Source organism: Kiritimatiellia bacterium (assembly GCA_018001225.1).
In the GTDB taxonomy this organism is placed as follows: Bacteria; Verrucomicrobiota; Kiritimatiellia; order CAIQIC01; family JAGNIJ01; genus JAGNIJ01.
Genome location: JAGNIJ010000012.1, coordinates 76796 through 91572, shown reverse-complemented (window position 1 = coordinate 91572; position 14777 = coordinate 76796). Strand labels below are relative to the sequence as shown.

At 67.5% G+C, this 14777-nt stretch carries 10 protein-coding genes; 5 read left to right on the top strand and 5 right to left on the bottom strand.

From position 1 onward, the window contains the following. Positions 1-555, top strand: a 555-nt coding sequence (locus tag KA248_06155) for a class I SAM-dependent methyltransferase (protein ID MBP7829482.1), incomplete at its 5' end; no start/stop codon positions are given. 39 nt (positions 556-594) lie between these two features. Here the strand turns inward: KA248_06155 and KA248_06150 are convergent. The 4 genes from KA248_06150 to KA248_06135 are packed head-to-tail and all read right to left on the bottom strand — an operon-like array spanning position 595 to position 6924. Next, the gene (locus KA248_06150; protein MBP7829481.1) at positions 595-1455 is read right to left on the bottom strand and encodes a polysaccharide deacetylase family protein; all 861 of its coding nucleotides are present in this window, start codon (positions 1453-1455) and stop codon (positions 595-597) included. Further along, positions 1452-2948 carry a lipopolysaccharide biosynthesis protein gene (locus KA248_06145; GenBank protein ID MBP7829480.1) on the bottom strand — a complete coding sequence of 499 codons (1497 nt, stop codon included), beginning with the start codon at positions 2946-2948 and terminating at the stop codon, positions 1452-1454. The genes KA248_06150 and KA248_06145 overlap by 4 nt, the downstream gene beginning before the upstream one ends. Next, complete coding sequence (locus KA248_06140) at positions 2945-3874, bottom strand: glycosyltransferase (protein MBP7829479.1); 930 nt, start codon at positions 3872-3874, stop codon at positions 2945-2947. Before KA248_06140 ends, KA248_06145 begins: the two co-directional genes overlap by 4 nt. Positions 3875-3891: 17 nt before the next feature. Then, positions 3892-6924, bottom strand: coding sequence for a hypothetical protein (locus KA248_06135; protein MBP7829478.1), 3033 nt, complete (start codon positions 6922-6924; stop codon positions 3892-3894). 155 nt (positions 6925-7079) lie between these two features. Between KA248_06135 and KA248_06130 the strand changes: the two genes are divergently transcribed. From KA248_06130 to KA248_06115, 4 genes are all read left to right on the top strand, one after another. Further along, positions 7080-8045, top strand: coding sequence for a glycosyltransferase family 2 protein (locus KA248_06130; protein MBP7829477.1), 966 nt, complete (start codon positions 7080-7082; stop codon positions 8043-8045). Between the two features lie 106 nt (positions 8046-8151). Then, positions 8152-9255: a glycosyltransferase family 4 protein gene (locus KA248_06125; GenBank protein MBP7829476.1), complete on the top strand. Its 1104-nt coding sequence runs from the start codon at positions 8152-8154 to the stop codon at positions 9253-9255. A 128-nt stretch (positions 9256-9383) separates the two neighbouring features. Beyond that, on the top strand, positions 9384-11843 hold the full coding sequence (locus KA248_06120) for a discoidin domain-containing protein (protein MBP7829475.1): 2460 nt from the start codon (positions 9384-9386) through the stop codon (positions 11841-11843). Positions 11844-12232: 389 nt separating this feature from the next. Beyond that, positions 12233-14011 (top strand): hypothetical protein, encoded by a 1779-nt coding sequence (locus KA248_06115; GenBank protein MBP7829474.1) that lies wholly within the window; start codon positions 12233-12235, stop codon positions 14009-14011. A gap of 39 nt (positions 14012-14050) precedes the next feature. Here KA248_06115 and KA248_06110 read toward each other — a convergent pair whose 3' ends face one another. After that, complete coding sequence (locus KA248_06110; protein MBP7829473.1) at positions 14051-14728, bottom strand: hypothetical protein; 678 nt, start codon at positions 14726-14728, stop codon at positions 14051-14053. Between the last annotated feature and the right edge of the window lie 49 nt (positions 14729-14777).

Sequence of the window (14777 nt, the reverse complement as noted above, 5' to 3'; positions counted from 1 at the left end):
AACATTCCCGAGGCGGGGCAGGAGACGGCGAGGGTGGACTACGTCGTGGGCAACATCGAGGCGCTGCCGTACGGGAACGCCCAGTTCGACTCCGTCATCTGCGCGGGCGTGATCGAGTACCTGAAGGATGACGACAAGGCGTTGAAGGAGCTGAACCGCATCCTCAAGCCCGGCGGCACGCTCGTGATCACGGTGCGCAACAAGCTGTGCCTGTTCCGCCTGTGGGACGCCCTGCTGCCCGTGCGCAAAGGCGTGCGCGCGCTGTTGGCCCGGTTGGGCCTTTTTGGAGGCAAGGCGTACCTGCAGAACTCGTTCCGCGACGGCGTGTGGTACAAGAAGCACGCGCCGGGCGCCTTCGACCGCCAGTTGGCGCGTTACGGCTTCGAGAAGCAGGACCATCACTACTTCCACTATTACATCCTCCCCGCGCCGCTCGAGTACAAGTTCGGCAAGGGTATTCCGCACGCGGCCTTCAAGCTGGAGCGGCTGACGAAGAAGCGCGTCTCGTCGTTCCTGGCCTCGGGCTACATCGTCAAGGCCGTGAAGAAGGCGTAGGAAATGTAGCCGGGGTCGGCGACCCCGGCCACAACGCCGTTACCGGCGACAGACCGTCCGGATCAGCCGCCGGAACAGGTCGTACCCGTCGAACAGGCCCCGCGCCTTGAGGCCGAAGAGCTCCGTCCCGTCCCGCTCGTACACCGTCATGCGCGGGATGGCGAACGGGTCGGTGCGGCGCGTGGACGACACCGGGCGCGTGGTGAAGGCCGTCGTGAAGCCCGCCTCCCGGCACAACTCCGCGTGGCGCGGCGACTGGTCCCGCTTGGACCCGTACGGATACGCGAAGGTCGTGACGGGCTTGCCGAGGAGCCGTTCCAGTTCTTTTTTCGACTCCCGGATTTCCGACAGGGCCTCGGCGTCGGTCAGGGTGTTCAACCGGCGGTGCGTCCGGGTGTGCGCGCCGACGACCATGCCCGCGGCGTCCAGCTCGCGCAGCCCGCCGGCGTCCATGGGCCGGAACGCGTCGCGGTCCGGGCCGTCGATCCAGGGGAACGGCTCGCGGGCGCCGAGGAACGAGCTGGCGATGAAAAAGACCGCGCGGACGCCGTGCCGCTGGAGGATCGGCAGGGCGTGTTCGAGGTTGTTGCGGTAGCCGTCGTCGAACGCGACGATCGCGCGGCGGAGCGGGGTGTCCGGGGGGGCGGCGCGCCAGGCGAGCCACTCTTCCGGCGTGATGAAATGGAAACCGTTGTCTTTCAGCCAGTGCAACTGCGTGTCCAGCGTAGCGGGCGTGACGTTGAACAGGCCGGCGTTGCGCACATCGGCTGCCGGGCTGACGCTGTGGTAGAGGAGCACGGGGATCCGCCCGCGCGGACGGCGGACGGCGGCCAGCCGGCGGGCCAGCCCCGCATAAAAATCGTAACCCGGAAGCGCTTTCGATGCGGCGCCGGGGATCATGGCGCGGGCTCCGCGGCCTTCTTCTTCCGGCGAAAGGCAAGCGCCAGTTCATCGCGAGTCCAGAGCCGCAGCAGATGCCCGGCGCCGAGGAACGCGACGCCCGCGGCCGGCACCTCCCAGGGCGTGGGCGCGCGGAAGAACCACCGGCAGAGCAGGATCGCCGCCGTCATGGCCGCGCCGGCGGCCAGGAGGGGGGGCAGGCGCAGTTCGGACCCGCGCAGGTGGGGCCAGAGGCGGCCCACCTTCAGCGAGATCAGGACCAGCAGGAAGTAGGACAGGGTCCCCGCCAGCGCGGCGCCCGCCAGGCCCAGGCGCGGGATCAGCAGGATGTTCAGGAGCACGTTCAGCGCGGCCGAGCCGAGGATGCTGTAGCCGATCAGGTAGGTGCGCCCGTCGAGCATGAGGGCGAAGTGGATGAAGTGACAGACGGGGATGAGAATCACCTGGGGCACGAGGATCAGGAAGATCGAACTGGCGGCCGCGTAGGAACTGCCGGCGAGGACGCGGACCAGCGAATCGCCCCAGAGCACGATCCCGATGGCCATCGGCACGGTGGTCAGGAAGCAGATGCGCAGGGCGGCGTGGAAGTAGGTCGAGGCCTCGCCGGAGCAGCCCGGCCGGCCGGCCGCGCGGTTTGCGCGCCACCGCACGGAGATGTGGGGGAAGAAGAATTCGAGGAAGTACTGCGTGTCGGCGGCGAACCCCACCAGCGTGACCGGCACCGTGTACACGCCGACGGAGGCGGCGCCCATCAGGGGCAGGATCACGTAGCGGTCCGCGAGGCGCATGAGCGAGTTCGCGACGTTGCGGGAGATCAGGGGGACGCCGTACTTCACGGATTCCCGGATGAACGCCCCGCGCGGCGGCGCGCCCAGACCCTCGCCGAGGCTGCGCCGGGTCCAGGCGGCCAGCCACAGCATCGGCACCACGAGCCCGGCCAGCCAGAGCCACACGATGCGATCGAGGGACAGGCCTCCCAAGAGGGCGAAGGGGACCACGGCGAGCAGCCAGAGGTTCGACGTCAGGAACACCTGGAGCCGGTAGCGCACCACCTCGCCGACGGCGAGCAGGTAACCCATGCCGAACTGCGCGAGGGCGTAGAGGACGATGAACACGGTTCCGACCGCGATCAGCGCCGGCGGGAACGTTCGCGCCATCAGCGGGATGGTCAGGCCGCCTGCGAGGAAAAGGGCCGCGAAGAGCACTCCCGCCGCCAGGGTGACGAGCAGGGAGGAGGTGAAGCAGGCGCCCTGCTCGCGGGCGTTTCGGCCGGGCAGGGCGTAGATCAGGTACTGGCGCTGGCCGAGCAGCGCGACGAAACCGATGGAGGCCGCGGTCGTCGTGAGGAGGTTGAAGATGCCGAACTGGGCTTCGGTCAGGACGTGGGTCAGGATCCGGATGCGGATCGGCGCCAGGGCGATGCCGGCGAGGACGAAGAGGATGGAGAGCCAGGCCTGCCGGGCGACGCGCCCGTGATGTTCCGTGGCGCTCATGCCGGGGGGCGGTCCAGGGTCTGGAGCTGGCGCAGTTCGCGGGCCATGGCCGTGCGGCGGACGAAGTAGAACAGCCAGACCGCCGGCCACTCGCGCCACCACCGGCGCCAACCCGGGTTGCCCGCGAAGACGGTGCAGGCCTGGTGCGCGGCCTTGACGGGGCTCCACAGCAGGAAGAGCCACCGGAGCCGCCAGAGTTTGCGAATCCGGTTCCACCCGTAGTAATCCGGATGCCGGAGGATCAGCGCCACGGCGGCCTTCCCGTAGACCTCCGCGTGCTTGCGCAGGTCGGCCGCCGAGCCGCCGGGGTGGAGATGCTCCACGAGGGCGCGCGGCTCGAAGAAAATCTTGTGGCCGGCCTTGAGCAGCTTGATGGCCAGGTCGTTGTCCTGCCCGCCGCGGAAGGTCTCGTCGAACCCGCCCAGCTCCGCGAGCGTCTCGCGCCACAGGCCCATGTTCCCGCCGCCGACGCGGATATCGACCTCGCCGGCCGGCGTGTCGGGCGAGAGGGTGTTGAGGATCGCCATGTTCTCGCCGAGGGTCCAGTAGTTGTCGCTCGGGAAGGTGTACGCGCCGCCGGCCATGCGGTAGCCCTCGTCCAGCCGCGCGGCGAGCCGCTCGATCCAGTCCGGCGCCACGCGGCAGTCGGCGTCGGTGAAAAGCGCGTACTTGCCCCTGGCCTCTTTCAGCGCCAGGTTCCGGTTCGCGCCCGCGGAGACCGGTTTCGGCGTGACGGTGCAGCGCAGGCGAGGGTCGGCCGGCAGGGTCGCGGGATCGAACACGCCGACGGCCAGGATCTCGAACGGGCGCGCGGTCCGCTGCTCCAGCAGGCTCTTCACCGTCACCGGCAGCAGGGGCGCGTTGACGGCCGGGACGATCACGGAGACTTCCACGGCGCCGGCCGGTATTTGCTCGGGCAAGCTCATGCGCAAAACGCGTCGTCCTATTTCGCGGCGGCGTCGGCCTCGACCGGCCGCCAGTCCAGGGCGTAGAACCGGAACCCCAGTTCCCGGCTGTCGTTCACGCCCAGCACCTGGCTCGGCTGCCAGGTCGGCACGCGGAACTCGACGGTGGCCAGGCCCCAGTCCTTCTCCTGCGCCGGCGCTTCCCATTCGTAGACGCGCCGCTCCGGCGACATGGGGATTTGCGTCTTCTTCCCGCCGAATTCGATTTCCAGCACGCGCGGCGCCTCGGGATGTCCGTCGCGCGCGTCGAGCTTCAACCGGTACCCCTTCGCGCCCGGGGTCAGGGGCACCTCCACGTGAAGGCTCTCGCGCGTCCAGCAGAACGAGTCCCCCTGCTCATCGCGCTCGGGACCGAAGGAGCCGTGCGAGATGAAAAACCGGGTCCTCTTGTTCATGCTCAATTCCAGCGATTCCTGGACTTCCACCGGCCGGACATCCATGACGCCGCAGCCCTTGAACACGTACTGGATGGGCTCCCCGTCGGGGGCGATTTCATGAAGGTGACGGACCTCGTTATCCCGGGCGAAGGGCCGATGCTTGGCGAGCCCGAAATCCAGCACGGTGCTCCCGAGATGCATGGACCACGGTTGGTCGTATTTGCCGTGCAGGTCCGGGGCCACGCGCCCGCGCCAGGCCAGGCCCCGGCTTCCCGGGGAGGGTGCGAAGGTCAGCGTGCGCCGGCACGGGAACAGCCGGACCCCCGTGACTTTCAGGCTGGGCTGGGTCAGCGGCCGGACGGTGAGGATCGCATTGGTGAGGGCCGGCGCGCTTTCGGCGCCGAGGGTCTGTTCGGGCACGGAGAGCCAGGCCGTGCCGGCGATGAAGCTGTTGGTGACGATCAGCCCATCCGGAGTGACGATCTCAAGCTGGTCGTCCTTGCCGGCCGCCGCCATGCCCAGCACGCAAAACGTCCCGGGCTTCACGTACATCGGCAACCGCAGGCGGAAGGCCCCGTTGAAAACGCGCCAGGGCGCGTGGGGTTGCGCATCCCGGAGTCCGTCCGGCAGGTAGGGGCTATCCGCGGGGATGGCGTCGAGCCCGAGATCCACGTCCAGCGTGTCGTTCCAGCCGACGAAGGCCAGGTCGTCCAGCGGCGGCGCGGGCGAGCCGTCCAGAGTCCGCCATTCCACGATGGCCGTGGCGCCGAGGGGACGGTCGGCCACGGGACAGAAATACCCGCCGTCGGGCGGCGGCGGCACCTCCGCGCCGTCGAGTGTGACGACCAGGTTGGTGCCCGCGGCGCGGCGGTTGACGAAGAGGAAGGCGGCCCCGTGCTCGGGAACCGGCAACTCGCGCCGGTGGGCCGATCCCTCCCAGGGGAGCACGCGGGAGAGCGTCATCTCGGGCTTATCCACCATCATGCCGAGGTGGTAGTCGTCCTTGGACCACGTGCCGACGGGCTCGAAGCGGTAGCGCGCCAGCAGGGTCTCCCGGTCGATCCGCGCGCGGTCGGCGCGGAAGCCATAGTGGGGATCCCGGTCCACGTTATCCAGGAAATACAGCTGCCCGGCCCGGATGAGGGGATCGAGCAGGGGATAGACGTCGCGGTCGGCGCGCAGTCCGTACAGGTCGCTGATGCGGGTGATGTGCCGGTCGGAGAACGTGCCCAGCACGTCGCGGACGGCGCGGTTCACGAGGAGCAGCGCGTCGGCCGGGACGTGTTCATCGATGCTGCGCGCGAGCCGCACGCCGTCGGAGTAGCGGAAGTGGCGTTCCTGGGCGTGTCCGAATCGCCACGGGCCGGGGAGCGGCGAGAGCGCCAGCGCCGCGAGGCCCGCCATCTGGGCGGCGTACAGCAGCCAGCGTTGAGAAGCAAACCGCCGGCGCGTGAGCCATTCCAGGAGCGAGAAGGGGCCGTGCACGAAGAGGAAAGCGTACGGGACGTTGAAGAAGTAGCTCTGCCGGAAGTCGGCGTGGCCCCACTGGGAATAGACCACGAAGTGCACCACGCCCAGGCCCAGCAGCAGGCGGCCCGCCATGGTCCGCAGGGCCATCAGGGCGCCGAGCAGCGGCAGGAGGACCACCGCGCCCGTGAAGAAGGGATTCCGGGCATACATGAGAACGTACCAGCGCATCGTGTTGGAGACATTGCCCATGGAAAGCCCGGTCCCCGTCTGCGTCAGCGAGTATTGGCTTGTCTCGCGCAACAGTTGGACGCTCATGAACGGGTTGCCGGTCCCCACCGCGTTTTGGACGAGCAGGGGGGCCAGGCCGAGGAAGAACAGCAGGAGGCAGGCCCCGCTCAACCGGAACACGCGGGGATGCCGCCAGAAGGACCGGGAGGTGAGCAGCATGACCCCGAACCAGAGCACGTAGACCGCGTTGACCTCCTTCACCGAGCAGGCCATCCCCGACAGCAAGGCCATCAGACCCAGCCAGGCCCCGCGGCCCGTCCGGTGGAAGCGGAGCAAGGCCCACGCGGCGCCGAGGACGAGCATGTAGAAGTAGGGCTCGCGCCATGGGTAGGTGAACTGCCGGATGGCCTCGGGCACGAGATGGGGCGCCAGCAGGGCCGCCGCGGCGGCCGTGAGGCCCGCGTAGAGATTCCGGCCCAGCCCTTCCCAGATCACCAGCGCCAGCATCAGCGGGAAGCCGATCGTCAGCAGCAGGTTGATGTGATAGAGAAGCCAGACTCCGCCCGCCTTGAGCGCCACGGCCAGCAGCAGGGGATACCCGATGGCCATCGAGCAGACGGTCCGGCCGTCCGGACGGACGGCATGGTTCCAGATGGGCTCCCAGTAGCGGCGGTCCGGGCGCTCGGCCGACGCGATCATCTGCTGGACCGGCCCGTCGAGGTAGTACAGGCTGCCGTGGGCCAGCCGGCGCGCGAAGGTGACGTAGGTGAAGGAATCGCCCCAGACCACCCCGCCCTGCAGTTTCCACAGCGCGGCCTCGATCCGCGTCAGGCCGGTCGCGAACAGCAGCACAACCAGGGCCACCGCCCCGCGCCGGAGCCACGCCGGCGGCGCCGCCAGCAGCCTGCGGCAGCAGGCTAGACCCGGAACGGACACCCCTTCAGCGTGTCTCTTTACCTCGCTGCTTTCACCCATGCCCGAACGATCTCCGACTGCGGAATTGCTTTTTGGAACACCGCGCCTACTATACCGATCAGACCGGCAACAACAACCATGGAAAAAGGGGCGGGGAGGCCGTCCGACGATTCATGATGAAACTGATCATCCAGATTCCCTGCCTGAACGAGGAGCAGACCCTGCCGCAGACGCTGCGCGACCTGCCGCGCTCGATACCGGGCGTGGATGAGATCGAGTGGATGATCATTAACGACGGCAGCACGGACCGCACCGTGGAGGTGGCCCGGGAGCTGGGCGTGCAGCACATCCTCGACCTCGGCCACCAGACCGGCCTGGCCAACGCGTTCCGCTCCGGCCTGGCCTATGCCCTCGAGGCCGGCGCCGACATCATCGTCAACACCGACGGCGACAACCAGTACTCCGGCGCGGACATCGAGAAGCTGGTCCGGCCGATCCTGGACGGCCGGGCGGACCTCGTGGTCGGGTGCCGCGACATCGAGGCCATCAAGCATTTTTCGCCGCTGAAAAAGGCGCTCCAGCGCTTCGGGAGCTGCGTCGTGCGCGGGCTCTCCCGCACGGAGGTCAAGGACACCACCAGCGGGTTCCGGGCGTACAGCCGGATGGCGGCCCTGAAGCTGAACGTCTTCTCCACCTACACCTACACGCTGGAAACCATCATCCAGGCCGGCCGCAACAACATGCGGATCGCCCACGTGCCGGTGCACACGAACCCCAAGCTGCGCGAGTCGCGGCTCATGAAGAACATGTTCACGTATATCGCCCGCCAGTCGGTCAACATGCTGCGCATCTACCTGCTCTACGAGCCGCTCAAGACGTTTCTCTGGGCCGGCGCCATCGCGTCGATCCCCGGCCTTGCGCTGATGATCCGCTTCCTCTACTCGCACTTCACCCGGGACCAGGGCGGGAAGATTCAGTCCCTGATCATTGCCACGGTCTTCCTTCTGATCGCCCTCGGCTGCGTCCTGCTCGGCCTGCTCGGCGACGTGCTGGCCAAGAACCGGATGCTCTCGGAGGACATCCTCTTCCGCCTGCGCGACCACGACCTCCGCGACAAGGAACAGCAGCGCAAGGCGTCGTGATGGCCCCGGTGCTGATCCACGGCCTTTGTAGCTCCGGCGCTCCGTCGCCGGAGTCGCTGGGGGTTCGTTCCGCCGGCGCAGCGGCGGAACTACGGGTTCCCATGTCTTGAAACTCCTCTACATTACCCGCAAGTTTCCTCCCGCCGTCGGCGGCATGGAGCGGATGAACGCCTGCCTTGTCGAGGCCCTGCGGCCGCTCGCCGATCTGCACCTCGTGGCCTGGGGCCGGAGCCAGCGGGGGCTCCCGCTCTTCGCCGTCACCGCCGCCGCGCGCGGGATCGCCCGGTTGGCCCGGCGGTCCGCCCGGCCCGATCTGATTTGCCTCGGCGATGCCGCCTTGAGCCCCCTCGGGGTCGCGCTGGGGAGGGCGGGGCGCGTGCCGGTGGCGGCGATCGCCCACGGGCTGGACGTCACCTTCTCTCGCTACGGGTACCCGGCCTTGGTCCTGCCGGCCCTCCGCCGCTGCGACCGCGTGATCTGCGTCAGCCGCTACACGGCCTCGCTGTGCGAGGCGCGCGGGGTTCCGTCCGACCGCCTCCGCGTGATCCCCAACGGCATCCCGCCGCCGCTCCCCGTTCCGCCCCGGAACGCGGCGCGCGAGGCGCTGCGGCGCAAGGGCTGGCCGATCCCCGGCGATGAGCCGCTGCTCGTGACCGTGGGCCGGCTCGTCCCCCGGAAGGGCGTGGCGGAATTCATCCGCGCCGGCTGGCCCGTCCTGCGGTCGCGCTTTCCGGAAGTGCACTACGCCGTCATCGGGCGCGGCCCGGACGAGGCCGCCATCCGGGCGGCCATTGCGGACGCGGGCGCGGCGGAAAACGTCTTCATGCCCGGTGGCGTGGATGACGAGACCGTGCGCCTGGCCTACGCCGCCGCCGACCTGTTCCTGATGCCGAATCGCCCGGTGCCGGACAATCCCGAGGGCTTTGGGATCGTCGCCATGGAGGCGTCCAGTTATGGCCTGCCGGTCGTGGCCACGGCGGTCGAAGGACTGACCGACGCGGTGCAGGATGGCGTCAATGGCCGGAGCGTTCCGCCGGGCGACCCGGCGGCGTTCGCACAGGCCGCCGGCGACCTGCTGGCCGATCCCGCCGCGAGGCCGTCGCTGGGGTGCCGCGCCCGGGAACACGCGCTCACGCACACGTGGGACCGGATCGCGCCCCGCTACCTGGCCGTGTTCGAAGAAACCGTGACACGGGCGTCCCGCCCGTGAATCCCGGCCCGCGTCTTTTTTTTGCACACAATAAGCTGGATTAAACGATTAAGCGATTGTGCTTGTGCCTTTTTCTTCCGTAGTGCAGACTATCTCCAGCAATCATTTTTCGGAGGTAGATTACGCCCATGAATATTTCGCGCGCCCGGACCCGGCTGGCGTGCCTGATGCTGACCGCGGCCTTTTCTGCCTCGGCGATTCAAGCCGCCAATAACCCGAACGTCTACCTGGCGATGGGCGACGGGATCACGAAGGGCTCGCCCCCGACCATCGGCGATCCCTGGCCGCCGCGGCTGGACCGGCTCCTGGGCAGCGGGAAGACCGTGATCAACGAGGGCAAGTCGGGCAGTCGAGTTGGATACGGTTCGTACAAGGTCAGTTCGTACCTTTCCCAGTATCAGCCGGGCTACCTGCTCATCCTCTACGGCACCAACGATATCGGCATCGGCAACGACATTAATTACATCATCGGCGAATTGCGCGACATGATCCGAGCCGCCAAGGGCCGCTACACCGTGCCCATCGTCGGGACCCTCCCGCCGGTCTTCAACGGCTACGGTAGCGGACTGAATACCCTGAACTCGCGCATCCGGGACCTCGCCCGGTCCGAGGGGATCATCTGCGCCGATGTCTCCAGCGCCTTCAATAACAAGCGCAGCCTGATCATGAGCGACGGCTTGCACCCGACACCCGAGGGCCAGCAGTTGATCGCCAAGACATTCTATAACGCCATCAAGGTCGCCCCCAGGCCCGTGACGCCCCCGAGCCTCTCGATCAGCCCGACCAGCGCGTCGTTCAGCAAGGCGGCGGCGGCCGGCTCCATCAACGTCACCGCCAACAGTTCCTCCCTCGCGTGGAGTTCCTCCACGGCGTCCTCGTGGATTCACATCACCGGCGGGCACAGCGGCACGGGCTCTGGCCGGGTGAACTACACGGTGGACGAAAACACGGGCCGGGACGCCCGCACGGGGACCATTACGGTCAGCGGGAAGACCTGCACCATCACGCAGCGCGGCACGTACGACAACCTGGCGCTGGCCAGCCGGGGCAGCACGATCACGGGCAGCAACGGCGCCCGCTGGAACCTGCTCATCGACGGCGTGACGACGGGGTATGACAAGAGGGGCAACGGCTACGGCTACACGCTGTGGACGGGCGATCCCGCCGCGCCCGGCCAGATGACGCTGGACCTTCACCAGGTCGGCCGCGTGGACCGCATCCGCCTGTTGCTGTGGAACCTCGACGCGCGATACTACCGGTATTTCATCGAGGCGTCCGTCGACGGGGTGAACTGGGACCTGATCGTGGATCGCACCGCCGGCGCCTGGCAGGGCTGGCAGGATATCCGCTTCGGCACGGACATCGTGGCGCGCTATTTCCGGCTGACGGGGACGTACAACAGCATGAACGGCGGCTTTCACGTGGTGGAGTGGGAGGCCTACGGCGTCCCGCCGCCGGCGACTCCGGGGTTGTCGCTCTCGCCGACGCAACGCGCGCACGGCCTCGGCTGCGAAACGGGCGTCGTCTCCGTGATCGCGTCCGAGGGTTATGCCTGGACGGCCGCCAAGGACGCCAATTGGATCACCATCCTGGCCGGCGAGGCCGGCACGGGTTCGGGCACGCTCACCTATTCCGTGGCGGCCAACACGGGCCGGGATACCCGGACGGGGACAATCACGGTGGACGGCAAGGTCTTCACGGTCGAGCAGCAGGGCCTCTATGACAACCTGGCGCTGGCCAGCCGCGGGAGCACGATCGCCGGCAGCAACGGCGGCCGCTGGGACCTCCTGATCGACGGCATGACGACCGGCTACAACAAGTCCGGGCAGGGGTATGGTTACACGATCTGGACCGGCGATCCCGCCGCGCCCGGCTGCTTCGAGCTCGACGTCAAGGAACTCTGCCGCGTGGACCGCGTCCGCGTGCTGCTGTGGGACCTGGACGCGCGCTACTACCAGTATCGGGTCGAGTCCTCGGCCGACGGCGTGAACTGGACCGTGCTGGCGGACCGGACCGCCGGGCAATGGCAGGGCTGGCAGGATATCTCCCTGCCCTCCGAGGTCGAGGCCCGCTACTTCCGGTTGACCGGCACGTTCAACAGCATGAACAGCGGGTTCCACGTCGTGGAGTGGGAAGTGTACGGCTACCCGGCGCCCGTGGTGGATGAACTGATCTTCGGGGACCCGTCTCCCGCGCCGACCCTGGTGCGGCGGACGGCCCGGGGTTCCTCGTCGGATCCGCGCCCCGTGGATGTCGTGGTCAGCAGCGGCGAGGCGCCGCGCACGAACGGGTGGAGCGTCGTGGACGGGGATCTCGAGACGGCCTGGTCCGGCCGCGCGGGCGATGACGGCTGGTGGCTCGCGCTGGTCTACGATCCGCCGCGGCAGGTCAGCGACGTGGAACTCCTGCTCGATGCCGCCTCGACGACAAACGTCATGATCCTCGGCAGCGCGGACGCCCTCGACTGGTTCGAGCTGCCCGCGGCCCTGGAAGAGGGGCCCGTCTGGATCCGGTATATGTGGATGGTCTTCGGCACGAACAGCGAAGGCCGCCTGCCGGTCGTCCTGGAAGTCAGACCGATCCCATAGCGAGCCGGCCTTGCCCAACCCCGGCGGGCTTGCCCCGCCGGTGAATCAGGCCGGGTGCCCGGAGGGCTTCCGCCCTTCCGTCCGTGCCAGCCCCGCGACCGGCCGTTTCTCACGATCTGAAACGCCGGAACTACCTATTGGCACGCAACCTGCTTAATAATTTCCTCGTAGATCGAAAAAAGTACAAAAATGTTGTTGCAGTTTATGGTGTGTAACTTATTATCGATCAAGCATAAGCAGTGAGATAGTGGAAAAAGCCTGTCACGGAAGCGGAAACAAAGCCAACATGGAGCTGCCGAATGAACCGTGTCAATAATAATACAAATCTTTGTATTGCAATGTATAACGTCAAAAACATTCTGGCAGGCTTGTTTCTTTATTTGTTAGTAATGTTAATAACTTCGTCCGCAGCCCGGGCGGAGGAGTACCTGGGCCTGCCGGTGCTGGGGACACAGAACGGGTACACCCTCGTGGATGTGCGGCCCATCCTGGATAAGATGCTGTACCAGAACAGCCGCGCGAAAAGTTCCCGTTGGACGAAGGTGACAAAAAACGCGAGGCTGGTGGGTATCGATCCGCGTTCCGGCGAGCCCAAGTGGGGGCCGTGGCCCAGCGACCCGCGCGTCCCCGCGGGCGTGAAGATGTTCTCCTGGCACCCGAAGTACGTGGCGAGTTCGTTCCTGTCTGGCGCGGCGTATTACCAGAACGGGAAATGGGTCGCGGTCATGGCCGGCGCCAGCCGCGAGAGCATCTTCTGCGCGATCGCCGACCACGGGGACGGCAAGTACACGCCGGCCGGCGCGATGTTCGGCAAGAATTGGGCCGCCCCGTGGAGCAAGACCCTGCCGACGCTGACCGTGTGCATCTCGGACGTCTCGGACGTCATGAGCGTGGGCGTGATCCTCAAGCCGAAAACCTCCACGCCGGTGACCTATCCGTCCGCGCCCAACAACACCTACAAATTGATCGGCGCGAAAATGACGTGGACGCAGGCGAAGGCGGACGCCCAGTCCCGCGGCGGCTATCTCGCCACGATCACCAGCCCGGCGGAATGGTCCAACATCCAGAAGCAGATCGGGAGCAGCGAACTGGCCAGCAAGGATTTCTGGATCGGCGCGACGGATGAAGCCTCGGAGGGCAACTGGAAGTGGGTGACCGGCGAGTCGTGGCTCTACGAGAACTGGGGCGATTACCAGCCCAACAACTCCGGCGGCCGCCAGCATTACGCCCACGTCTGGCCCGGTGGCAAGTGGGATGACAACAACAATACCACGTTGTCCTACTACCTCCTTGAATTCAACGGGACGGTGACCCCGCCGGTGGATCCGCCGGTGGACCCGCCCGTCGATCCGCCGGCGACCGAGGTCCCGGCCACCTACCGCTTGATCAAGGCCAACCTGACGTGGACGGCCGCGCGGGATGCGGCGGTCAAGCAGGGCGGGCACCTGGCCACGTTCGAGACGTCCGCCCAGTGGGACGCCATGGTCAGCCAGATCGGCAGCGGCGCGCTGGCCGGCAAGAACATCTGGATCGGCGCGACCGACGCGGCTTCGGAAGGCAACTGGAAGTGGCTCACGGGCGATTCCGTCATCTACAAGCGCTGGGCGACGGGCCAGCCCAACAACCTGAAGAAGATCCAGCATTATGCCTACATCATGGGCGCCACCGGCAGCGCCCTGGCCTGGGATGACGGGTCGAATTCGACCCTCCCGTACTACATCCTGGAAATCTGGGGCACGGCGCCTTCGAGCAAGGCGGTCTCCCTGGCGGCGGCCAACACCGGCGGAGCCGGTGGTGTGGCCGCGGCGACCACGGTCGCTCCTTACGCCATGCTGGTCAGCGACACCGACGGCGTCCATACCAACGGGTGGGCCGCCGTGGACGGCGACGAAGGCACCGCCTGGGTCGGCGCGGAGGGCGCCGGGGGCTGGTGGCTGGCCATGGCCTTCCTTGATGAACTGGCCGTGAGCGACGTGACCGTTACCCTGGCCGAGAACTCGCTGGCCGATGTGACCTACCTGGGCAGCACGAACGCGAAGGACTGGACGAATCTCGCGGAAGCCCTCGCCGAAGGCCCTGTCAGCCTGAAGTACCTCTGGCTGGTCTTCAAGGACGACGAAAGCGGCCGCGTGCCGCAGGTGTCGGAGATCGGCCTCACCCGGCCGTAGGCCGGACCGTGCGCCCGGCGGGGCCGCGTCCCCGCCGGGCTATCGCACGGCATTGTAAAATTCTGTCGCGATCACTTCGTGCCCCTCGGGCGTGGGATGCAGGCCGTCGGCCTGGATCAGGTCGCGGTTGCTCCCGAATTCCGCCTCCAGGTCCGCCAGGGGCACGTCCTCGACGTCCGCCATGCTGCGGATCTTGTCGTTGACGCGGCGCAGGCGGGCGATCACATCGCCCTCGCGCTCGTACAGCGGCGGCAGCGTGGCGATGACGGGGATCACGTTGCTGCTTTTGGCGATCTCGACCATCTGGAGGAGGCTGGCGGCGATGTAATCGCTTGCGTTTTCCGCGCCGACGTCGTTCGAGCCGTAGAGGATCAGCACGTGGGAGGGTTCGTACGTTCCGAGGATGGAGGCGATGTTGGCCACGCCGTAGTCGATCCGCGTCCCGCCCTTGGCGGCGTCGTGCACCGTCTTCTTGAGCTTGCGTTCGAGCCGGTACGGCCATGGCGCGCGCTCCCCGAGCCCGACACCCGTGCTCAAGCCATCGCCCATGACCACGTACAGTTCCGGCCGCGGCTCGTTGGTGACGATGACGTCGTCACCGTCATCCCAGTCGTCGTCCGCATCGTCGTCCGAGGCGTTGTCGTCCTCGCAGCCTGTCGCCAGCGCCAGGGTGCCGAGCAGGATCAGCAACAAACGCCAGAAGAATTTCATGGGCATGCGCTCCTCCGTTCTAACAAACGCGGGCCTATGTTGCCCGCGGATGCCG